Origin of the sequence: Mixta intestinalis (genome assembly GCF_009914055.1) — a bacterium.
In the GTDB taxonomy this organism is placed as follows: Bacteria; Pseudomonadota; Gammaproteobacteria; order Enterobacterales; family Enterobacteriaceae; genus Mixta; species Mixta intestinalis.
The window spans coordinates 2206193-2228109 of sequence record NZ_CP028271.1; the positions used below are offsets into that span (position 1 = coordinate 2206193).

General features: G+C 58.5%; 18 protein-coding genes. 9 read left to right on the forward strand and 9 right to left on the reverse strand.

Annotated features, from left to right (window positions below; all coding sequences use genetic code 11):
* Window positions 1–66: 66 nt before the first annotated feature.
* The 4 genes from C7M51_RS10325 to dhbA are packed head-to-tail and all read left to right on the forward strand — an operon-like array spanning window position 67 to window position 4475.
* A complete protein-coding gene (locus C7M51_RS10325; RefSeq protein ID WP_160621717.1) occupies window positions 67–1245 on the forward strand; it encodes an isochorismate synthase in 1179 nt (392 codons plus the stop codon).
* Window positions 1242–2864, forward strand: coding sequence for a (2,3-dihydroxybenzoyl)adenylate synthase (locus C7M51_RS10330; RefSeq protein WP_160621718.1), 1623 nt, complete (start codon window positions 1242–1244; stop codon window positions 2862–2864). The genes C7M51_RS10325 and C7M51_RS10330 overlap by 4 nt, the downstream gene beginning before the upstream one ends.
* Window positions 2861–3739: an isochorismatase family protein gene (locus tag C7M51_RS10335; protein WP_160621719.1), complete on the forward strand. Its 879-nt coding sequence runs from the start codon at window positions 2861–2863 to the stop codon at window positions 3737–3739. Before C7M51_RS10330 ends, C7M51_RS10335 begins: the two co-directional genes overlap by 4 nt.
* Window positions 3726–4475, forward strand: a complete 750-nt coding sequence (gene dhbA, locus C7M51_RS10340) for a 2,3-dihydro-2,3-dihydroxybenzoate dehydrogenase (RefSeq protein WP_160621720.1) — start codon at window positions 3726–3728, stop codon at window positions 4473–4475. Before C7M51_RS10335 ends, dhbA begins: the two co-directional genes overlap by 14 nt.
* A gap of 81 nt (window positions 4476–4556) precedes the next feature.
* Here the strand turns inward: dhbA and C7M51_RS10345 are convergent, their stop codons facing one another.
* Window positions 4557–5753, reverse strand: coding sequence for a nicotinamide mononucleotide deamidase-related protein YfaY (locus C7M51_RS10345; protein WP_160621721.1), 1197 nt, complete (start codon window positions 5751–5753; stop codon window positions 4557–4559).
* A 227-nt stretch (window positions 5754–5980) separates the two neighbouring features.
* Here C7M51_RS10345 and C7M51_RS10350 point away from each other — a divergent pair, with 227 nt between their 5' ends.
* Window positions 5981–7423: a catalase gene (locus C7M51_RS10350; protein ID WP_160621722.1), complete on the forward strand. Its 1443-nt coding sequence runs from the start codon at window positions 5981–5983 to the stop codon at window positions 7421–7423.
* Window positions 7424–7543: 120 nt separating this feature from the next.
* On the opposite strand, the gene menE is transcribed toward C7M51_RS10350, so the two are convergent.
* The 7 genes from menE to elaB all read right to left on the reverse strand — a co-directional run bounded on the left by menE (window position 7544) and on the right by elaB (window position 15159).
* On the reverse strand, window positions 7544–8920 hold the full coding sequence (gene menE / locus C7M51_RS10355) for an o-succinylbenzoate--CoA ligase (protein ID WP_244323817.1): 1377 nt from the start codon (window positions 8918–8920) through the stop codon (window positions 7544–7546).
* Window positions 8902–9864: an o-succinylbenzoate synthase gene (gene menC, locus C7M51_RS10360; RefSeq protein ID WP_160621723.1), complete on the reverse strand. Its 963-nt coding sequence runs from the start codon at window positions 9862–9864 to the stop codon at window positions 8902–8904. Before menC ends, menE begins: the two co-directional genes overlap by 19 nt.
* Window positions 9864–10721, reverse strand: a complete 858-nt coding sequence (gene menB, locus C7M51_RS10365; RefSeq protein WP_160621724.1) for a 1,4-dihydroxy-2-naphthoyl-CoA synthase — start codon at window positions 10719–10721, stop codon at window positions 9864–9866. Before menB ends, menC begins: the two co-directional genes overlap by 1 nt.
* A 17-nt stretch (window positions 10722–10738) precedes the next feature.
* Window positions 10739–11509 (reverse strand): 2-succinyl-6-hydroxy-2,4-cyclohexadiene-1-carboxylate synthase, encoded by a 771-nt coding sequence (menH, locus tag C7M51_RS10370; protein WP_160621725.1) that lies wholly within the window; start codon window positions 11507–11509, stop codon window positions 10739–10741.
* On the reverse strand, window positions 11506–13173 hold the full coding sequence (gene menD, locus C7M51_RS10375) for a 2-succinyl-5-enolpyruvyl-6-hydroxy-3-cyclohexene-1-carboxylic-acid synthase (protein WP_160621726.1): 1668 nt from the start codon (window positions 13171–13173) through the stop codon (window positions 11506–11508). The genes menH and menD overlap by 4 nt, the downstream gene beginning before the upstream one ends.
* Before the next feature lie 66 nt (window positions 13174–13239).
* Window positions 13240–14601, reverse strand: coding sequence for an isochorismate synthase (locus C7M51_RS10380; protein WP_244323818.1), 1362 nt, complete (start codon window positions 14599–14601; stop codon window positions 13240–13242).
* A gap of 192 nt (window positions 14602–14793) precedes the next feature.
* Window positions 14794–15159: a stress response protein ElaB gene (gene elaB, locus C7M51_RS10385; RefSeq protein WP_160621727.1), complete on the reverse strand. Its 366-nt coding sequence runs from the start codon at window positions 15157–15159 to the stop codon at window positions 14794–14796.
* A 267-nt stretch (window positions 15160–15426) separates the two neighbouring features.
* Between elaB and C7M51_RS10390 the strand changes: the two genes are divergently transcribed.
* Entirely contained in the window at window positions 15427–17085 is a 1659-nt protein-coding gene (locus C7M51_RS10390; RefSeq protein WP_160621728.1) for a glucan biosynthesis protein D, read from the forward strand.
* A 230-nt stretch (window positions 17086–17315) separates the two neighbouring features.
* Here C7M51_RS10390 and C7M51_RS10395 read toward each other — a convergent pair whose 3' ends face one another.
* On the reverse strand, window positions 17316–17765 hold the full coding sequence (locus tag C7M51_RS10395) for a GNAT family N-acetyltransferase (RefSeq protein WP_160623628.1): 450 nt from the start codon (window positions 17763–17765) through the stop codon (window positions 17316–17318).
* A gap of 913 nt (window positions 17766–18678) precedes the next feature.
* Between C7M51_RS10395 and C7M51_RS10400 the strand changes: the two genes are divergently transcribed.
* The 3 genes from C7M51_RS10400 to C7M51_RS10410 are packed head-to-tail and all read left to right on the forward strand — an operon-like array spanning window position 18679 to window position 21904.
* Complete coding sequence (locus C7M51_RS10400) at window positions 18679–19500, forward strand: oligogalacturonate-specific porin KdgM family protein (RefSeq protein ID WP_160621729.1); 822 nt, start codon at window positions 18679–18681, stop codon at window positions 19498–19500.
* A gap of 26 nt (window positions 19501–19526) precedes the next feature.
* Window positions 19527–20282, forward strand: a complete 756-nt coding sequence (locus C7M51_RS10405; RefSeq protein WP_160621730.1) for an oligogalacturonate-specific porin KdgM family protein — start codon at window positions 19527–19529, stop codon at window positions 20280–20282.
* A gap of 26 nt (window positions 20283–20308) precedes the next feature.
* Window positions 20309–21904, forward strand: coding sequence for an SGNH/GDSL hydrolase family protein (locus C7M51_RS10410; RefSeq protein WP_160621731.1), 1596 nt, complete (start codon window positions 20309–20311; stop codon window positions 21902–21904).
* Window positions 21905–21917 lie beyond the last annotated feature (13 nt).

Consider the following 21917-nt stretch of genomic DNA (forward strand, 5'->3'; position numbering starts at 1 on the left):
ATTCGCTCCCCTGGACAGGGGAGCGAGCACCGGCGCGCCAATCAAACCACCAAGAGGGATTTTATTTTGTCTGGTATCGCCAACGCGCCACGTCCAACGCTGCGCCAATCACTTCAACCTGAAGACACGCTATTTCTTTCACCCCATAAAAGCCTGCTGGCTCGCGGTCGGATCGCCTCGCTAACGGAGCCCGCCGAGTATGGTCACCTTGCCAACGGCACGTTTCAGCTGCGCCTACAGGCACTCTTTCATCAGGCGCAGCACGCCGGAGTAGAGAACCCCATCGTTATCGGGGCGATTCCCTTCGATAAAAGCCAGCCCAGCGCGCTGTTTGCGCCTGCGGAATATCACTGGCTCGATCGCACGGCGATAGCGGCCACGCCTGTACCGGAAGCCGTGGTGCAGGGAGCCTGCCGCTTCCAGCCCGATCATGACGATTTTTGTCAGATGGTCAGCGCCGCGCTGCGCCAGCTTACGCGTGACGAACTGCAAAAAGTGGTGCTGTCACGACTGCTGCATATCGATCTGCCGCAGCCGCAGCATGCCCTGCGCCTGTGGCAACAGCTGAATCGCCAGAACCCGGACAGCTATAACTTTCATCTGCCGCTGACGGACGGGGTATTAATCGGTGCCAGCCCGGAACTGCTGCTGCGCAAACGGGGCGAGGAGATTGACTCCATGCCGCTGGCTGGCTCGGCCCAGCGCTCCGCCGATGCGGCGCAGGATGCGCGGCTACGCGCGGCGCTGCTCGCCTCGCGTAAAGATCGGCATGAGCATCAGATCGTGGCCGATGCGATCCGGCGAAGACTGGCGGAACGCTGTCAGTATCTGATGCTGCCGGAGCCGGAGCCAATCAATACGCCAGCGCTCTGGCACCTGGCGACCCGGGTACAGGGCCGCGTGCTGCATCCCCAGGAAAACGCCCTGTCGCTGGCCTGTCTGCTGCACCCTACCCCGGCGCTGTGCGGCGCGCCATGGCAGCGCGCACACGCGCTGATTCAGCAGCTGGAGCCGTTTAAGCGCGGCTGGTTTGGCGGCATTGTTGGCTGGTGCGATGCGCAGGGCAACGGCGAGTGGGTGGTCACCATACGCTGCGGCTATATCCAGCCACGGCGCATTACGCTGTTTGCCGGTGCCGGCATCGTGCCGGATTCACAGCCGGAAAACGAATGGCATGAAACCGGCGTCAAACTCAGCACGATGTTACGGGCGCTTGGCTGCACGCAGCTACAGGAGGCCTCATGATCGCCTTTAATCGCTGGCCCTGCGCGCTGGCCCGTCGCTACCGTGAAAAGGGCTACTGGATCGATCTACCGCTAACCGATATTCTCACCCGTCATGCCGGGCGGCGCGAAACGGCCATCCTCTGTAACGAACAAGCCTTAAGCTATCAGCAGCTGAACGACGCGGCGTTGCGGCTGGCAGCAGCGCTGGCGCGGCGCGGCGTGCAGCGCGGGCAAACCGCACTGGTACAGCTTGGCAACGAGGCGGAGTTTTATATCGTCTTTTTCGCCCTGCTGCATCTCGGCGTAGCACCGGTCAATGCCCTGTTCAGCCATCAGCGCAGCGAGCTGGTCGCCTACGCCGATCAGATCGCCCCTGCGCTGCTGATTGCCGATCGGCACCATCGCCTTTTCACCGACGACAGTTTTATCGGAGCGCTCACGACGCGCTGCCCTGCGCTGCAAACCGTGCTGCTGCATCACGCCACCCCTGCGGATCGGCTGTCGCTCAGCGCATTGCTGGCAGAAAATATGGGCGATTTTAAACCCACGCCGACACCTGCCGATGAAGTGGCCTTTTTTCAGCTCTCCGGCGGCAGCACCGGCACGCCCAAGCTGATCCCCCGCACCCATAACGACTATTACTACAGCATTCGCGCCAGCAATCCGCTGTGTGGCGTCAGCGATCGCACCCGCTTTCTCTGTGCCCTGCCCGCGGCGCATAACTACCCGCTGAGTTCGCCTGGCGCACTGGGCGTTTTTTATGCGGGCGGCGTGGTGATACTGGCACCCGATCCCAGCCCGGACAGCTGCTTCCCGTTGATCTCACGTTATGAGGTCAATCATGTTGCGCTGGTGCCGCCTGCCGTCAGCGTCTGGCTGGAGGCGGTGAGGCTGGCGGGCAACGCCGGGGCGCTGAGCAGCCTGACGCTGTTACAGGTAGGCGGCGCACGCATTGAGGCATCGCTGGCACGCCGTATCCCCGCCGAGCTGGGCTGCCAGGTACAGCAGGTTTTCGGCATGGCGGAAGGGCTGGTGAACTACACCCGCCTGGATGATGACGATCTGCACCGCTTTACCACCCAGGGCAAACCGATCAGCGAGGATGACGAGGTGTGGGTTGCCGATGCTGACGGCAACCCGCTGCCCGCAGGCGAGCCGGGGCTGCTGATGACGCGTGGCCCCTACACTTTTCGCGGCTACTACCGCAGCCCGCAGCATAACCGCGCCGTGTTTGACGACGAAGGCTTTTACTGCTCCGGCGACGTGGTGATCCAGCTCGCCGACGGCTATTTGCAGGTGGTGGGCCGGGAAAAAGATCAGATCAATCGCGGCGGAGAAAAAGTGGCGGCGGAAGAGATTGAGCATTTGCTGCTGCGCCATCCGTCAGTCCTGCACGCCGCGCTGGTGGCGGTACCCGATACGATGCTGGGCGAGAAAAGCTGCGCCTTTATCGTCAGCCGTGAAGAAGTAAAAGCGGTAGCGCTGCGCCGCTATCTGCGCGGACTGGGCATCGCCGATTACAAGCTGCCGGATCGTTTTATTTTTCTTCCCACGCTGCCGCTGACGCCGGTAGGCAAAGTCAATAAACAACAGCTGCGGACGATGGCCGCCGCATCCAGTGAAGGAGGCATAGCATGAGCATTCCCCAGTTAAAGGATTATCCACTGCCCGCCACGCTGCCGGAAAATAAAGTGCGCTGGCAGCTTGAGCCGCAGCGTTGTGCGCTGCTTATCCATGATATGCAGGATTATTTTTTGAGTTTCTGGGATCGGGAGAGCGCAATGATCCGCCAGGTTATCGCTAATCTGGCTGCGCTGCGCCAGCGTTGCCATCAGCTCAATATCCCGGTGTTTTATACCGCCCAGCCCGGTCAACAGAGCGAGAAAGATCGGGCGCTGCTCAATGATATGTGGGGGCCCGGCCTTAACCGCACGCCGGAGCAGCAGCGCATTGTCCCGACCCTGGCTCCCGCTCCGCAGGACTGCGTGCTGGTGAAGTGGCGCTACAGCGCTTTTCAGCGTAGCGATCTGGAAGCGCGGCTTAACGCCCTGCAACGCGATCAGCTGCTGATCGGCGGCATCTACGCCCACATCGGCTGTCTGACTACCGCTACCGACGCCTTTATGCGTGACATTCAGCCATTTATGGTCGCCGACGCGCTGGCGGATTTTAGCCAGCAGGAGCATGAGATGGCGCTGCGTTATACCGCCGGACGATCGGGTCGGGTACTGACTACCGCCTGCGCGCTCGATGAACTGGTCGCCCCGCCGCAGGCCTGGCATAGGGAAGCGTTGCTGGCACTGCTGGCCCCGATGCTGGATGAGGATACGCAACAGCTGGCCGACGATGACGACCTGCTCGACTATGGCCTGGATTCGGTACGCATCATGTCGCTGGCTTCGCGCTGGCGTAAAGAGGGACACGAGCTGGACTTTGTGGCGCTGGTAAAACAGCCGACGCTGGCGGCCTGGCTGAGGTTGCTGAACGGCAGGAGGCAGTATGATGTCGTTTAGCGGGCAAACCGTCTGGGTGACCGGTGCCGGTAGCGGCATCGGCGAACAGGTCGCGATGCGCTTTGTTGAGGCGGGTGCCAGGGTGATCGGCTTCGATCTCGCCTTTCAACGGCGCGATCTGCCTTTTACTACGGTGACGCTGGATCTCAGCGATCCCGTTGCCGTCAGGGAGGCGTGCGCACCTCTGCTGGCGGCGGGCGATCTGGATGTGCTGGTGAACGGCGCAGGTATTCTGCGGCTGGGGGCGCTGGAAACCATGAGCTGGGAGGCGTGGCAGCAGTCGCTAAACGTTAACGCCGGAGCCGCCTTTAATCTGTTCCAGCTGACGATCCCCCACTTTCAGCGGCAACGTCGCGGAAATATCGTGTCGATTGTCTCGAACGCTGCCCACGTGCCACGGGTCAATATGGCGGCTTACTGCGCCTCAAAAGCGGCAATGCGCAGTCTCTGCCTGAGCGCCGGACTGGAATTAGCCCCCTGGGGCATTCGTTGCAACCTGGTTTCCCCTGGCTCCACGCTGACGCCGATGCTGGAAGGGATGCTCGGTGACGATCCTGCCGCACGCCAGCGCCTGATTGACGGGCTGCCCGCGCAGTTTAAGCTGGGTATCCCGCTGGGGAAAATCGCCCTGCCCAATGAGATTGCCAGCAGCGTGCTTTTCCTCGCTTCCGACGCAGCCAGCCATATTACGTTACAGGATATGGTGATTGACGGCGGCGCAACGCTGGGAGCCTGACGGCGCGATACAGCCAAAAAAAAGACTGAGCGGATCGGGCTCAGTCTTTTTCTTCAGGCCGTGACGTCAGGAGGGCGCCACTTACGCTTTCAGCGTTTCCACAATATCAACCCAGCCGTGGCCGGTGCTGACCTCCATGCCGTGCAGCCAGCGGCGCAGCATATTCATCGCCATCATCGCCACCAGCTCCTGACGCGTTTTCAGCGTATGGCGCTGATTGTTGAACTTCACGCGCTGTGCAAACAGGCCATCCGGCGTAGAGAGCGCAAAGCCGAGCTGCTCATCCTGTAACGAACCGACGCAGAGCGCCACTGACGCGGGCTGCGCGGCGGCCCGATCCTGCGCCTGCTGCGCCAGCGCCGCCAGCGACTCATTGCCAGCGGGCAGCACTTCGCCTGCCCGCATCGGCACCTGCGCCGAGGCCAGCAGCCACTGCAACAGTCCGGCGCTGAAGCGTTCGCTGACGGTCAGGCTTAGCTGTCGCTCGTGCAGCTGACGCGCCAGCAGTGCGGGCAAACCTTCCGTGCCCTCAAACAGTGTGCATTCCGCCAGCTGTAAGCGCACCTGCTGCCAGGCCTGATCCATCGCCACCCGCTGCGAAGCCGGGCCGGTCAGCTTGATCTCAATGATCGGCATTGAAGAACGGTAACCCATCACCGCACCTTCCGGCAGCGGCAGCGGCTCCAGCTCGGCGGCCAGATCGCTCTCGCCGCGCCCGAAAGTGGTTAAACGCAGGCAGATCGGCGGCTCCGGCAGCGCATAGCGTGCTTTAAGGCGCGGCAAAATCTGCTGCTCTACCATCACTTTAAATTCCGACGGCACGCCGGGAGTAAAGAAAATCCAGCAGTCGTTGAGGGTGACGGCGAAACCGCAGGCGGTGCCAACCGGGTTATCAATCAGCTCGCTGCCCGCCGGGATCTCCGCCTGCTTGCGGTTGCTGGGCGCCATCGGTCGTCCACGGCTGGCGAAAAACGCCTCTATCTTTTCCAGCCAGGCGGGCTGCATTTCCAGTTCTACGCCACAGGCGGTAGCCGCCGCCAGCGCGCTGAGATCGTCGCTGGTTGGCCCCAGTCCGCCGTTAACGATCAATACGTCGGCAATGTGGCTACGCTCCGTTAACACTTCCACCAGCGAGCTCAGGCTGTCGCCTACGGTGGCGCGGCTGGTCATCGGCAGCCCGTGCTGAAACAACATGTCCGCCAGCCAGGCCGCATTAGTATCAATAATCTGACCATGCAGCACTTCATCGCCCGTCGAGAGCATTTCCACTCTAATCACTTCACGTCCTCCTGTGGTTGATGCTTTTACTGTAGAAAGGCGCGCTGGCGAATACAACGTAAATCTCCCGGCGGCGCACAGTTTCAGAGATAGCAGCGATAGCTTTTGCCAGATTGTCAGCGCAGCGGTAGCGAGGGCAAAATAGCGCCAGTAATAGGTTTATCCAATTAAAACGCAAATTTTATAAGATTAAACCGTTGACAATCACACCGACAGAGAAACGCCACATGAATAAAAAAGGTCTTACTACCGCTTCTGGCGCACCGGTCGCCCATAACAATCAGTCTATGTCTGCCGGACGCCGTGGGCCGCTGCTATTGCAGGATGTCTGGCTGCTGGAGAAGCTGGCGCATTTCGATCGTGAGGTAATCCCGGAGCGTCGCATGCATGCCAAAGGCTCCGGCGCTTACGGCACCTTTACCGTTACCCAGGATATCACCCGCTTTACCCGCGCCAGGCTGTTTTCTGCGGTGGGCAAGAAAACCGACCTTTTTATTCGTTTCTCCACCGTTGCCGGTGAGCGCGGCGGAGCCGATGCCGAACGCGATATTCGCGGCTTCTCGCTGAAGTTCTATACCGAGGAGGGCAACTGGGATCTGGTGGGCAACAATACGCCGGTGTTTTACCTGCGCGATCCGCTCAAGTTTCCCGATCTCAACCACGTGGTAAAACGCGATCCGCGCACCAACCTGCGCAACGCCACCTATAAATGGGACTTTTTCTCCCATCTGCCGGAAGCGCTGCATCAGCTGACAATCGATTTCAGCGATCGCGGCCTACCGCACTCTTATCGCCATATCCACGGCTTCGGCAGCCATACCTACAGCTTTATCAATGACCAACAGGAGCGCTTCTGGGTGAAATTCCATATGCGCTGTCAGCAGGGCATCGCTAACCTGATGGACGATGAGGCGGCGTTGCTGATCGGACGGGATCGTGAAAGCTCGCAGCGCGATCTGTTTGAAGCGATCGAGCGCGGCGATTTTCCACGCTGGAAATTTTATGTGCAGGTGATGCCAGAGAAAGAGGCCTCGCAGACGCCGTACAACCCCTTTGACCTGACCAAAGTCTGGCCGCACGCTGACTATCCGCTGATTGAGGTGGGCGAGTTTGAGCTGAACCGTAACCCGGATAACTATTTCGCTGAGGTAGAGCAGGTGGCGATGAGTCCGGCGAACGTGGTGCCCGGCATCGGCTTCTCACCGGATCGCATGTTGCAGGGGCGTCTCTTCTCCTACGGCGATGCGCACCGCTACCGTTTGGGCGTCAACCATCATCAAATTCCGGTTAACGCGCCGAAGTGCCCGTTCCACAGCTATCATCGCGATGGAGCGATGCGCGTGGACGGCAACAGCGGTAACGGCCCAACCTATGAGCCGAACAGTTTCGGTCTGTTCCAGGAGCAGCCCGATTTCAGCGAACCGCCGCTGTCGCTGGAAGGGGCTGCCGATCGCTGGAACCATCGTGAAGATGACGACTACTTCAGCCAGCCGCGCGCACTGTTTAATCAGCTGAGCGCAGAGGAGCATCAGCGCATGTTCACCCGCATCGCCAGTGAACTGGTGCAGGTACCGGCGTTTATCCAGCAGCGGCAAATCGCCCTGTTCCGTCAGGTGGATGACGCCTACGGTGCGGGCGTGGAAGACGCGCTGCGCGCATTACAGGGCTAACGCTGATGCGCGGGGAAATAGCCGGGGATGTTGCCTGACCTCCGGGATGACATTCTGCGTCACACCCCGCGCAGACACCTGCTCAGCCCGGCTCTGTGCCGGGCTTTTTATACGCCACGATTAGGGCTGCGCCCGTAGCCACTCTGCCAGCCGCTGACGCGATAGCTTAATGCCGCCTTCGTTGATATGTTCCGGCAGCGGTAGCCAGCGTGTCGGGCGCTGAAAGCTTGCCAGCCGCGATTGCGCCCAGTCAGCCACGCTCTCCAGCAGCCCGTCGGCATCCAGCGCCAGCAGCGCTACTGGCCTGGCTCCCCACTCCTCATCCGGCTGCGGCAGCACAAACGCCTGATTAACGGCTGGATGCTGAAGCAGCAGGCTTTCAATGCTTTCCGGCTGTACCGCTTCGCCGCCGCTGAAAAACAGGTTATCCATTCGGCCCAGCACCTGGAGTTCGCCCTGATGCCAGCGTCCCCGATCGCGGGTGTGGAACCAGCCCTGCGCGTCGGTTAGCGGCTGAAGCTGCCCTTCCCGCCAGTAACCGCTGGCGAGCGTCACACCGCGAATCCAGATTTCTTCATTGACGATGCGCACCTCACGTCCGCTCAGCGGCAGACCGACGCCGGGCTGACCATCGGCGCGTTTGGCGCACACCGTCGCCGCGCTCTCCGTCAGGCCGTAGCCGCACCAGCAGCGGATACCCACCGCCTCGGCGCGCGCTACTAATTCCGGGGGAATCGCCGCGCCGCCCAGCAGCACCGCCTTGAGTCCGGCAGGCGGCTGCGGCAGCTGCAACAGCCGCCACAGCTGCGTCGGTACCAGCGAAGCAAAGCTACAGCCTGCCAGCGCCTGCGCCAGCGGCGTCTCCACATCAGGAATCGCCAGGCAGCCGCCCGCCAGCAGCCAGCGCCAGACAATACCCTGACCGGAAACGTGACAGATCGGCAACGACAGCAGCCAGCGCTCGTCGGCGGTAAAATTCATCAGCTGATTCACGCCCGCCGCGCTGGCGAGCAGCGCCTGATAACGGTGCGCCGCCGCCTTCGGCAGGCCGCTGGAACCGGAGGTCAGCGTCAGCGTAGCAATAGCGTCAGGCTGCCAGCGACAACGCGGCGGCAAAGTAACGCGACGCAGCGCCAGCGGCGGCGGGCTTTCCATCAGCGCATCGGCCAGATTAAGCATAAAATCGGGGCGTAGCGCTGACAGCAGCGGCTGAAGCGTGGCGGGCGGCAGCTGCGGATTCAGCGGCAATGCCGTTGCTCCCGCCTGCATCAGCGCCAGCCAGGCGAGCAGCAAAGTAAGGCTATTTTTACCGCGCAGCGCCACCAGCGTTCCGGCCTGCACCCCCTGCTGCTGAAAGCCGGCACAAAGTGCATCCAGTCGCTGCGCCAGCGTGCGCCAGTTCAGCGTCTCCGTTGGTGTAGCGATCGCCACGGCGTCGGGCGCAATATTTGCCAGCCTGCGCCACGGAAAATCGTGCATCAGCAAATCCGCGTCCATTGCCCCTGCTCCTGTAGCGGTAGTTCACAGCCGGGCCAGCGTCGCACCAGCTGCTGACGCATCAGCGACAGCGTATCCAGCCCAGGCGTCACATGCGGTGTCAGCCAGTGGGCAAGGCGCGCCAGCTGCGTCAGGCCGAGGCTCGATTCCAGCGCCGAGCTAATAACCGTCTGCAATCCCAGCCGCTGCGCGCTGGCGAGGATTTGTTGCAGCTGCGCAATGCCACCGCTCAGCGTTGGCTTAATCACCACCGCCACGACGCCCGGCTGGGCGCTAAGCTGAAAACCCGGCTCGCGCAGGCTTTCATCCCAGGCAATAGCGATGCCGCTTTCGGTGGCGAAACGCAGACTCTCTTCCGGCGTGCGGCAGGGTTCTTCAATGAAGGCGATGCGTGCACGCTGTGACGGCGTCAGGCGATCGGCAAAACGCCGCGCTTTTTCTAACGTCCAGCTACGGTTGGCGTCCAGCCGCAGCGGCAGCGTCGGCAACGCTTCCAGCAGCAGCGTTACCTGGATAGCATCACGTACCGTTTCATACAGCCCAACCTTCATTTTGGCGCACGGCGGCGTCTGTGCCGCCAGCTGAAGCAGCAGCTCGTCCGGATCGCCCTTGCACAGCAGCGCGCTCTGCCAGTTCGCCGCCTCCGGCAGCTCGCCATACAGTTCAGCGCGGGCGCAGCTCAGGCCAAACGCCACCGACGGTAGATCGCTCTCGGCAACCGGTTTGTCAGCAAGCCAGTCGGCCAGCCAGGCGATGCTGGCCTGTTGCGCCTGCTCCAGCGTTTCGTGGCTAAAGCCCGGCAGCGGCGCTATTTCACCCCAGCCCTGTCGTTCTCCTTCCTGCAACTGTACCAGCAGACCTTCGCGCTGCGTCAGACGTCGATCGCGCAGTACCACGCCGCTTTCCACTGGAATGGCATAGCGCCACAGCTTCGCCTGACGCATCAGGGGTTACGCCGGAACGGACGGAAATCAGGCTGGCGTTTTTGGTTGAAGGCGTTGCGCCCTTCCTGCCCCTCTTCCGTCATATAGAACAGCATGGTGGCGTTACCGGCCAGCTCCTGTAAACCTGCCTGACCGTCACAGTCCGCGTTCAACGCCGCCTTAAGGCAGCGCAGCGCCATCGGACTGTTGCACAGCATTTCGCGGCACCAGCGCACCGTTTCCGTTTCCAGCTGTGCCAGCGGCACCACGGTATTGACCAGTCCCATTTCCAGCGCCTGTTGTGCATCATACATACGGCACAGGAACCAGATTTCACGCGCCTTTTTCTGTCCGACGATGCGCGCCATATAGGAAGCGCCCCAGCCGCCGTCAAAGGAACCGACTTTCGGCCCGGTCTGGCCAAAGCGGGCGTTATCCGCCGCGATGGTTAAGTCACACAGCATGTGCAGCACGTGACCGCCGCCCACCGCGTAACCGGCTACCATCGCCACCACCGGTTTTGGACAGTTGCGGATCTGGCGCTGAAAATCGAGCACGTTAAGGTGATGCACGCCGCCTTCATCCTGGTAGCCGCCATAGTCGCCGCGCACTTTCTGATCGCCACCGGAGCAGAACGCCTTATCGCCTTCGCCGGTGAGAATAATTACGCCGATGCCTTCGTCATAGCGTGCATCCTGCAACGCCATCATCATCTCCTGCACGGTCAGCGGGCGAAACGCGTTGCGTACCTGCGGGCGATTGATGGTAATTTTGGCGATTCCCTCCGGCGATTTGTGGTAGCGGATATCGGTAAACTCGCCGCTACAGTCGTGCCATTCAACGGGGGCGGTAAGCTGTTGGTCATCGGGATAAAGCATTCAGGGTCTCCATAAGATCAGGTAGGCTGACGCAGCAGCTGCGCCAGTCGATCGCTAAAAGCGGCGGGCGCGGCGCGATGGACGTTGTGTCCTGCGCCGGGCACCGTATGCAGCGGCAGTTGCGCCTCTACCGCCAGCTGTAAAAATTTACTGTCCCATTCGCCGCACAGGTAGCTGAACGGCACGCGTAGCCGGTGCAGCTCAGGTAGCAGATTGGGCTGATGGCTAAGCGAGGTGGCGCTGAGCATCGCCGCCAGCGAGGGGCCGTGGCCTGCGCTGCGCTGTTTCACCAGCTCACCGCGCTGCTGCTCGGTTAAATCCATAAACAACGGCTGCCGATACCAGGCTTCCAGCACGTTGGTCAGCGGCAAATCGCGGAAGCGCTGGATCCACTGCCGATCGTGCGCCAGCCGCAGCTGACGCTGGCGCTCGTCGCGCAGGCCGGGATGCCCCGCCTCAACCACCAGCCCGCACAGGCCCGGCAGCGCGGCGCGACAGGCGTAGTACATCGCCACGCGCCCGCCCAGCGAATAGCCGATCAGCCAGTAATGATGAGTCTGATGATGACGCAGCGTAGCGCTCAGCTGCTCGTTGAGTGCGTCAAAGCCGCTAACGCGCTGGCTGCGCGAGCCGCCGTGACCGGGCAGATCGATGCTCAGCATCGGCCAGTCGGGAAAAGCCTGCTGCACCGTCAGCCACTCTTCAGCCGAGCCGAGAAAGCCGTGCAGCCAGACCAGCGTTGGCTTACAGCTGCGGCGATGGCCCTGCCAGCGGGCATGTAGGATCATAGCTGCGCTCCCATCGTTACCAGCCGCGCGAAGACTTCGGCACCGCTCTCCGGCGGTACGCTAAACTCCACCAGCGTCGCCCCTGGCTGGCTAAAGCCGTGCTGAACGGCTGTCTGTAGCGCAGCCCAGCTGGTCGCCTGCTGGTAACCCAGGCCGAACATCTGCGCCACCGGAGCGAAGTTAACCGCCTGCGGCATGGTAAAAAACGCTTCACGCCGATCGGGTGGCGTTGGCAGCAGCGAGAAGATGCGCCCGCCGTTATTGTTGACCACCACCAGCACCAGCGGTGCCGTGGTCTGACGCAGCAGTGCCAGACTGTTAAGATCGTAAAGCGCGGAGATATCGCCCAGCAGCGCCAGCATCGGGCGCGAACAGGCGCGTTGAATACCGGTAAAGGTCGCAATCAGCCCATCGATGCCGCTGGCACCGCGGTTGCTGTAGACCGGATAGCCCGCCGGCAGCTGCGCCAGCGCATCCACCAGCCGTACCAGCAGGCTGTTGCCGAGAAACAGCTGACCAGACGGAGGTAAAAGTTCAGCCAGCCGGTGCGCCATCTGCGCCTCGTCAACTTCAACCACCGCCGCGCCCGCCTGACGCTGCATACGGGCAGCCAGCGTCTCCAGCTGCGGGGCCCAGGGTGCCTGCTCCAGCGCCGGATGCGCCCGTAGCCATTCGCTGACGTCACAGATAAATCGTCGGCCGGGCTGGTTCGCCGGATCGCGTCGTCCCGGCAGCGGATCGATTAACCACCACTGCCGTGGACGCGCCCGCTGCTGCCATTGCAACAGCCGTTTGCCAATCGGGTTAGCGCCAAACTGTATTACCAGCTCCGCCTGGCCCAGTAGCTGCTGCGCCTGCGGACTGTTCAGCCAGAGATCGGCGCAGGGCAGCGGCTGACCGGCTTGCGCCTGCACGTCTGCCAGTAGCGGCCAGCCAAGCGTTGCTGCCCACTGCGCCACTAAAACGCCCTGCCCGGCCTGCAAACGTCCGGCAACCACCACGCCGCGCTTTTCACGCCACCCGGCCCAGTCCGGCTGCGGCGTCACGGCACTCAGGCCGTGGTGGCTGAGCCACGGATGCGCCTGCTGCGGCCATTCATCCAGCGTCGCCAGCCAGTCGCGCCAGGCATCATCTTCCGGACCATAAAGCGGTTCGGCAAAGGGGCAGTTAATATGCAGCGCGCCCGTTTGTGTAGCGTCAATCGCCTCATCCAGCGTGGCTGCCAGCCAGCGGGCGTCAATTTCCGGCGTCGGGCGCGGCAGATCGCAGCGGCGGGCAAAATGGGAAAAGATTCCCGGCTGGATAATCGCCTGGTTCGCGCCGCAGTTAATCAGCTCCGGCGGGCGATCGGCGCTCAGCACGATCAGCCGCTCGCCGGTAAGCTGCGCCTCAATCACCGCTGGCAGCAGATTGGCAACCGCAGTGCCGGAAGTAACGATCAACGCCACCGGCGCGTTTAGCCCTTTCGCCAGGCCCAGCGCCAAAAAGCCCAGGCCGCGCTCATCAAAGTGAGTATGGCAGGTCAGTGCGGGTTGACTGGCTGCCGCCAGCGTTAGCGGCGCAGAGCGAGAGCCTGGGGCGATGCAGATATGACGCACCTGATGGCGCGTCAGCACGGCGATAATCAGCTCCGCCCAGCGGCGGTTGAAGCTACTGACGGACATATTCCTCTCCCAATAGGTTAACGGCATCTCGCATCGGGTTAGTCTCAGGTGTACAGCGCGACGGGATCATGACTCGGCATCAACGACAGCAGACGATACCTCTGCTGCCGCAGGCGATTCCGCTGACGCCGCACGACTGGCAGCGGTTCCACCGGGCAGCAACGCCGCCAGCGCCGCCATTTTATTCTCCGTTTCCTGCCACTCCAGCAGCGGATCGGAACCGGCGACGATGCCAGCGCCGCCATACAGCCGCACCCGTTCGCCGCATAGCCAGGCACAGCGCAACGTGACGCAAAATTCACTTTTCTGACGGGAAATAAAGCCCAGCGAACCGGCATACCAGTCGCGATTTAGCTGTTCATGGCGTTGCAGAAAGGCCCGCGCCGCTGCACGTGGTAGTCCCGCTACCGCCGCCGTAGGCTGTAAGCGTTGCAGGCAGAGCGCATCGCTACGGCTGCGCAGCTCGCCGTGAATACGCCGCCGCAGATGCTGTAGGTTACGCAGCCGCACCAGCTCAACCGGCATCACCTCCAGCCCGCTGACCATGCGCCGTAGCCGCTGGCAGATATCCTCCACCACCAGGCCATTTTCCCGGCGATTTTTTCGATCGTGCAGCAGCCATTGCGCCTGCTGCCGGGCAACATCGGGCTGGCTGTCGCGGGCGACAGTGCCTGCCAGCGCTTCGGTCAGCAGTTCGTTCTGCTGGCGCAGCCAGAGCCGCTCCGGGCTGGCGCACACCAGCGCGCTGTCATCATCAAAGCGCAGCATTACCTGATAACAACGCGGATTGACGCGGCGGCTGGCCGCCAGCAGCGCTTCAGGCGGCAGCGGACGATCCCAGAACAGATCGGCGCTGCGCGCCAGTACCACTTTTTCCAGCACGCCGGTAGCAATGGTCGCCAGCGCGGTTTCTACGCGCTGGCACCACTCCGCCTGTTCCGGCTGACAATCACGACGCTGTAAATTTGCGGTCAGCGTCGGCAGAGGCTGCGGCAGCCGTAGCTGTTGCAGAAACCGTACGGCAACATCGGCATCCTCACGCAGGCTGTGCTCGCTATAGAGAAACAGCGTCAGCCGATCGCCGCTGCGATCGTGGCGCCACATCAGACGCGGCAGAAAGAAAAAGCTGTTAGCCGCTTCAAAGCGGTTACCGCCCCAGATACGCCAGTTTGACGGCAGGCGGCGGCACGCCTGTTCAGCCTGATACAGCGTTTGATAACGTGCGATAGCGCCGCAAAGTGCCACCTGCTCATGACCTGAGCGATGCTGCCACCAGAGCTGAGGGCGCAGTGACTGGGCGCTAAGCCAGGCAAGAGAATCCCCAGCGGCATCAAGGGGAACGGTAAGCGCGCGGCAGCCCGCTTCGTCGCTGTGAATGTCAGCCAGCTGGGCCAGCAGTGCAGCGTAAGCGGCAGAGAGCGAATACACAGAACCTCCTAAGTAGAAAGAGGTAATTAGTGTAAGAGGGTCGTCGGGGTGGAATGTTGATGCAGAACAGTTTGGCTAATCTTTTGCCGGGTATTCTGCTGGATGTTTATCCAGCGATAGCAAGGTTTGGGGCGGTTATTGTGCGCTGCCCGCCTCCGCCGGGGATGCGGAGGCGGTAAAGCACCAGCGCGGTTAGCGACGCGCCAGCAGCAGGCCGAGGATCAGACCGGCAGTAGCGCCGATACCGATACCCTGCCACGGTTTTTCATGAACGTAATCATCCGCACGGTAGGCCGCCTGTTTCGCACGGTAGTAGTAGGAATCAGACGCTGTGCTGACGCGATGTTTAACATCGTGCAGCGCCTGCTCCGCCCTGGCCTTCAGCTCGATATACTTTTTATCAGCCGGATCGCCGGAGGATTTCAACACTTCTTCCAGCGTTTCGGTAAGCAGTGTTAAATCGTCATCCAGACGCGTTTCCTGCGGCTCACCGGCTACCTGAGGCTCTTCCGTCAGCAGCGGATCGCGCTTGTCTTGCGGGTCAGTCGTTACAGCCATTTTCTTCCTCCGTGTAAAACATATGCATGTTCACTAACTATAGACAGTTTTCTGCCGCTCGCTCGTCTGCGCCGCCAGGAATTGCCTGATAGCGTCAGCGTGAAATCCGTAGTTTTATTTGATTAATCTGATAAATTTTCTGCGTACTGAATTTTTACCGCTCCCGCCTGTCGTAGCTGACTGTAGCCCTGGCCCCGCCGTGGCAAACGGGCTCAGCGGCACGACAGTCACTACAAACTCGTTCAGCACAAGGAAATCGTTTCTGGCATGAATCGAAGAATGTTTATGAAAACGTCAATGGCATTCGCTGCGGTCAGCGGTATGTCCGGACTGACCACGCTATTTGCGCAATCCGCCTGGGCAGAAGATGGCATCGCAGACGGTACCGCGACGCGCTTCGACTTTGAGGTGCTGAAGAAAAAAGCCGCCGAAATGGCGCAAAAACCCTGGGGCGGCGCGCCCGGCCCGCTGCCTGATACGCTGGCGACCCTGACGCCACAGGCCTACAACGCTATTCAGTATGACGCAGACCATTCGCTGTGGAACGGCATTGATAATCGCCAGCTGGACGTGCAGTTTTTCCACGTTGGCATGGGCTTTAAGCGCCGCATTCGTATGTTCAGCGTGGACGCCGCCAGCCGTGAGGCACGGGAAATTCACTTCCGGCCTGAGCTGTTTAACTACCATAACGCCAATGTTGATACCCAACAGCTGGAAGGCAAAACCGATCTTGGCTTCGCCGGATTCCGTGCGTTTAAACAGCCGGAGCTGGCGCGGCGCGATATCGTCTCTTTTCTCGGTGCCAGCTATTTCCGCGCGGTAGATGAGACTTATCAATATGGCCTGTCGGCACGCGGCGTGGCGGTTAATACCTTTAGCAGCGGACAGGAAGAGTTTCCCGATTTCGTTGCCTTCTGGTTTGAGACGCCCAAAGCGGATGACACTACCTTCACCGTTTATGCCCTGCTCGACGGCAGCAGCCTGACCGGTGCCTATAAATTTGTGATTCACTGCGAGCCGAAGCGTGTGGTGATGGAAGTGGAAAACCACCTCTGCGCACGCAAAGCGATTCCTCAGCTCGGTATTGCGCCAATGACCAGCATGTTTAGCTGCGGCAACAGCGAGCGCCGGATGTGCAATACCTATCATCCACAGATTCATGATTCCGACCGGCTGGCGATGTGGACCGGCAAAGGCGAGTGGATTGCGCGCCCGCTGAATAATCCGCGCAAGCTACAGTTTAACGCCTATGAAGATGAAAACCCGCGCGGCTTTGGCCTGCTGCAACTGAACCATGATTTTGAAGATTATCAGGATGTCATCGGCTGGTATGACAAGCGGCCCAGCCTGTGGGTCGAGCCGGTAGGCCACTGGGGTAAAGGCGCAATCAACCTGATGGAGATCCCCACCACCGGCGAAACGCTGGATAATGTCGTCTGCTTCTGGCAGCCAGAGCAGCCGATTAAGGCGGGCGATACGCTCGCCTTCCAGTACAAACTTTACTGGAGCGGCCTGCCGCCGGTGCACAGCGAACTGGCGCGCGTTAAAGCAACCCGCTCCGGCATTGGTGGCTTCCCGGAGGGCTGGGCGCCCGGCGAGCACTTCCCGGATGTCTGGTGTCGCCGCTTCGCCGTAGACTTTGTCGATGGCGATCTGAAAGCTGCCGCGCCAAAGGGCATCGAGCCGGTGATTACCGTCTCTGCCGGTACCATTAAGCAGGTGGAAATTCTGTATGTGGAGCCGCTGAACGGCTATCGCATTCTGTTTGACTGGTATCCCAACAGTGACGCTACCGACCCGGTCGAAATGCGTATGTTCCTGCGTTCCAGAGAGGAGACGCTGAGCGAAACCTGGCTTTATCAATATTTCCCACCGCCGCCGGATCAGCGGAAATATATCGATGATCGTCAGATGACGGCAGGCTAATTATAGCGGCGAGATAATCTCGCCGTTTTTATTGCTGCCGCCTGATTCATTGCCTCTCCATGACGGACCGGAAACGATGACTGCACAGGTAACGGATATAAGGAAAAGAGAACATCCTGGCGGATGAAGCAACCCGTAACTTTCTCAGCAAGCCGCTACAGGCAGTTGCCGACTTTAGTCGCTAAGCCACAGGCGGAGTAAAGGCCCCGCCCGCTATGCCCGATCGCAGGCTATTTTACCATCGCAATATGTGGAATATTATCTTCAAGATAGATATCGCCAACGGATTTAAAGCCGAGGCGCATATAAAAAGCCTGCAAATGTGCCTGCGCGGAGAGCGCCTGCTGACGATCGGGCCAATATCGCTGACAGCTGACCATCACCTGTTCCATCAGTCGATAACCGAGGCGCAGGCCACGCGCCTCGCTGGTAACGATGACACGTCCAATGGTCACCGGGCTGTTATCGTCCAGCGGCGACAGCAGACGCGCGCAGGCCAGCAATCGCCCTTCACCGAGCGCAAAGACATGCCGGTTATCACGCGCTAAATCCTGACCGTCGATATCTTCATAGGCGCACTGCTGTTCCACGATAAAAACGCGGTTGCGCAGTGCCAGAAGGTCATACAGCTGATGAACGCTCAGCTCGCTATGGTGCAAATCATACCAGGTTAATTCCACACTCATCCCTCCGCAAACAGTGTCGCCGCCTGAGGCGCACCAGACCATAAATCCTGTTTTTTATCGCAGCCATAATATTAAAACACGGCTAACAACGTCGCGTAAGCACACGATGCAGAAACGTGGACTGATTAACATCCAGCGTACCTTAATGATGAGTGAAGCAACCTAAACGGCTACCCGATCTCGCAATAACGTAACGCCGCGTTGAGGTATGAGATATGGGGCACGAGTAGCATCAGTCTGGCGGTAACGCGCAGGATAGCCACGATTGCAGGTTTTATCGTGGCGTTAACATTGCATTAATTATTTACGCTCTTCAATTTCGGCTTGTTAATTCATTTTATTACCCTGAGGCGACGGCAGTTATACCAGGAAAAAGTTTATGCATTATACGCATGCGTTTTATCTGTAACCACAGGTCAGCACGTCTCCCAAAATGGAAAACAATCACAACCTCATGTTATTAAACATTTTTTCAATTATTTTCCGCTTTAAGATTATCTTTATCAGCAAGGAATTTTGCTATTTCACATCTTGTTACAAATATCAGATCGGCATCTCAGAACGATTTTTCAAAATAAATGAAAATACGGTTCATAAAACAGAAAGATTGATAAACAACATTAATTAAACACAAATTAAATTATTTCTCAATTTAGCGAGGCTGGATCGTCGGGCGGACATAAATAATAGCTGTAGCCACAGCGGTAGCAGAATATCTCTTTGACCAGAGTTGCTGGATTCGGAAAAGCGCGTCCGGGCTGCGGCTGCAACTCATAGTAATTTCAGTTACTGCAGCAATATATTTTCAGCGCGTCAACGCATCTTGTTGCAATGGATGCCTGACAACATGCAATACATCAGGGTTAAAAAGCGTTTTTGTATAATAACACCCACGTCAGGAGGGGGTATGAAAATTAAAGGTGATAGCGTCATAATAGCCGGACTGGCGCTAATAATCTCTCCATCATTATTAGCCGCAGATGGAAAAACCATTCTACAGTACGAGCATAATTTCAAAACGATGGATCGCCGTCACAGTGATTCTTATAAACTCATTCATAAAACCAAATCGTTATGGCAGTATGAAATTAAATTCGCCAGTGCTGCCGGAGGCAATAAAAACTACGATGTTGCATGGGATGATATGCAGGGCGGTTCTGGCGGCATCGTCGTTCAAAAAGATTTTAAATTCGACGATAAAAAAAGTACCCTGACGCCTTCCTTTGAAGTGTCATACGGCAATAGCTCCGTTGGCTACCAGCCTGGCGTAAAATACACTTACTCCATCAATAAAAAGTGGTCCACCTACGCCCGTTATCGCTATGAGATAAAAAAACCTTCCCGCAGCTCACGCTATAAAACCATTAGCAAAAGCGATAAATATGGCTACGCTGGCGAAAAATATCGTGCCAAATCGGATACGGCACGCCACCGTATCGATACCGGTATTAGCTGGAACGGTATCCCTAACCTCTCGCTGGGATACGTTTTTAACCTCTACGTTGGCGATAATCTTAACGATTCCTGGACATACAAAAACGGTGTATTTACCAGTAACCGTTACAGCGTTTACAGAGATGGTAAAACCGATTACGAACACCAGTTTAAAATTCAGTATTCCTGGCAACAGTGGCAGCCCTATCTTGAAATTGATGACGTCTCCGTTTCCAACACCTCTAAATCACGTCAGGGTAAATTTAAAATCGGCGTTAAATATAAATTTAAATAATAACATTTTTAGCGAGCGTAATCGGTATGAAAAAGAATCTCTTCCTGGCAACATGTTTAGTTAACGTTGCTTTATTAAGCAGCGCCGCGCTGGCCTCTGAAACCTTTATTCATTATCAGCATCAGTACGCCAGTGAAAATCACTTTCACAGCGAAAAATTCGGTATTCTGCATCAGGCAGACAATGGGGGTTGGGTAGATATTACTATCCACCTGTATAACAAAAATAAAGATGCCACCCTGGATGACGTGGTTTCTAACGCCTATTCCCTTCAGGTGGGCTACGATTATCAACTTTTTCCACAGATCACCCTGACGCCTAATATTGAGGCTCGCTTTTATTCCGGCGGTACCAGCGGAGAAGGCACCAGCGGTGATATTAGCGATACGCAAAAAGCGGGTGCTCGTTATACGCCGGGCCTGAAGCTCGCATGGCAGGTGGCCACTCCGGTTTCCCTCTATACCCAGTATCGCTACGACTACCGCAAAATTACCCGTGCCGTCGCCAAAGAGGATGAGCAGAACCGCCATCGTCATCGTATCGAGGCCGGGATTAATTACCAGCCGTTGGATAATCTGACGCTCTCCTGTAAAGCCTATTACTATCAGGCAGATTACATCCTCGCTGATAATAAAAAACATGATTATCAACATGATATTGATATTGACTGGAACATCTTCCCGCGCCTACAGCTGAATTTGGGGGCCGAAGACGTGGCGAAAAGTAAAGTCAATGATGGGCGTGAGGTGCTGTTAAAAGCGGGCTTCACCTATCGCTTCTGATTTCTTTACCTGTCTGGAGAACCAAGATGAACTTTCCCGTGAAAAACCTGACGCTGCTGTGTGCGCTACCGGCGATGGCCAATGCCGCTACCCTGTTGCAGGGAATGGTGGTGGCGGAAGTGCCTTTTGCCGACGCGCAGGTTAGCGTCATTGACAGTAACGGTAAACAGCTAACAACGACAACCGCAGCGGATGGGCGCTATTCGCTGGAGGTGGATACGCTGACGCCACCGTTTACCCTGTCCGCGATGAATAGCGCACTACCGGAAGGCGGTACTTCAATCGATTGCATTAACAGCGATATCCGCCGCGCCCGCTGTATGGCCTCACTACTGCTGAATGTTAAACAGGACGGTATTAATACTGCGAACATTACGCCTTTTACTGACCGGATGGTGACGGAAGTAGCGAGCAAACTGGGTTATATCGGCCCTCAGCAATGGGTGGAACGGGGTACGCCCGCGAAGCTCAATGCCGAACTTCTGACCGCGCCGCTGGCCAATTTCCGCGCTGGGATGCAGGCAGCGCTACAGCAGTTGGGGATGCGGGCGGAGCAGATCGATCCGATTAGCACGCCGGTTCAGCCGGGTGATGGTATGACACGTCTGCTGTCGGTGATTAATCATACCCGCGGTTACGATAATAACAGCGGCGAAGCGAGTGGCGCAGTGCTGACCGATATCGCATTTCGCCCCATAGCCGGTCTGGAGAAAGAGGGAGCCTGGGAGCCGCTTGATCTACAGCGGGCATTAAACGATCGTCAGGCAATTTTACAGGCAAAAACGCGTATCCTGATCGTTAGCGATTCCACCGCCGCTACCTATGAAGTTCAGCGTTTGCCGCGCATGGGCTGGGGACAGGTTTTTCAGCAGCAGTTTCGTGATGACAGCGACGTAGTTGTACTAAACGGTGCTCGTGCCGGACGCTCCAGTCGCGATTTTTATAACGAAGGCTGGTATCACCAGATGGGGCGCTTTTTGCAGCCCGGCGACTATATTTTTATCGCCCACGGTCATAACGATGAGAACTGCAACGGCGACAAGCCGCTACGTGGCACATCCGACGTGAAAAACCTCTGCACCTACCCCAACGATGCTCAGGGCAAGCCGCAGCATCCTGAAGGCCGCCCGGATATGTCATTCCAGCATTCGCTGGAGCGCTACATCAATCTGGCACGCGAGGCGGGTGCGACGCCGGTGCTGTTTACCCCAACCACCAGGGTAAAAAACGCGGCTGGTAAAATCGCTTTTCAGCAAGGACCGCAGGATGTGGTGGTGAGCAGCCACGTTACGAAGAATAAGCCGGGCTACCGCTTTAGCGGTGATTATGTCGCGACCATTCGACAGACAGCCAGCCGTAACAGCGTTCCGCTGATTGAGCTGGAGCGGGAAACCATCGCCTTTGCTAACGCCCATGCACATGACTGGATGGATTACTGGCTGGCAGTCGATCCTAACGATCCGCGCTATCCCTGGTATAAAACCCAAAAAGCGGGCATTCGCAGCAACCCAGATGCTACCCATTTCCAGCAGAAAGGCGCGGAGGCCGTTGCCGCTATTGTTGCTGAACAGATTCGTCAGAACACAGCGCTCAACGCGCTGGCTGACAAACTGAAACCCTAAGGAGAAGCTAATG

Coding starts and splice junctions, on each gene's coding strand:
- C7M51_RS10330 (WP_160621718.1), top strand. CDS start 1,242: ATGATCGCCTTTAATCGCTGGCCCTGCGCGCTGGCCCGTCGCTACCGT.
- C7M51_RS10335 (WP_160621719.1), top strand. CDS start 2,861: ATGAGCATTCCCCAGTTAAAGGATTATCCACTGCCCGCCACGCTGCCG.
- dhbA (WP_160621720.1), top strand. CDS start 3,726: ATGATGTCGTTTAGCGGGCAAACCGTCTGGGTGACCGGTGCCGGTAGC.
- C7M51_RS10350 (WP_160621722.1), top strand. CDS start 5,981: ATGAATAAAAAAGGTCTTACTACCGCTTCTGGCGCACCGGTCGCCCAT.
- menE (WP_244323817.1), bottom strand. CDS start 8,920: ATGGACGCGGATTTGCTGATGCACGATTTTCCGTGGCGCAGGCTGGCA.
- menC (WP_160621723.1), bottom strand. CDS start 9,864: ATGCGTCAGGCGAAGCTGTGGCGCTATGCCATTCCAGTGGAAAGCGGC.
- menB (WP_160621724.1), bottom strand. CDS start 10,721: ATGCTTTATCCCGATGACCAACAGCTTACCGCCCCCGTTGAATGGCAC.
- menH (WP_160621725.1), bottom strand. CDS start 11,509: ATGATCCTACATGCCCGCTGGCAGGGCCATCGCCGCAGCTGTAAGCCA.
- menD (WP_160621726.1), bottom strand. CDS start 13,173: ATGTCCGTCAGTAGCTTCAACCGCCGCTGGGCGGAGCTGATTATCGCC.
- elaB (WP_160621727.1), bottom strand. CDS start 15,159: ATGGCTGTAACGACTGACCCGCAAGACAAGCGCGATCCGCTGCTGACG.
- C7M51_RS10390 (WP_160621728.1), top strand. CDS start 15,427: ATGAATCGAAGAATGTTTATGAAAACGTCAATGGCATTCGCTGCGGTC.
- C7M51_RS10400 (WP_160621729.1), top strand. CDS start 18,679: ATGAAAATTAAAGGTGATAGCGTCATAATAGCCGGACTGGCGCTAATA.
- C7M51_RS10405 (WP_160621730.1), top strand. CDS start 19,527: ATGAAAAAGAATCTCTTCCTGGCAACATGTTTAGTTAACGTTGCTTTA.
- C7M51_RS10410 (WP_160621731.1), top strand. CDS start 20,309: ATGAACTTTCCCGTGAAAAACCTGACGCTGCTGTGTGCGCTACCGGCG.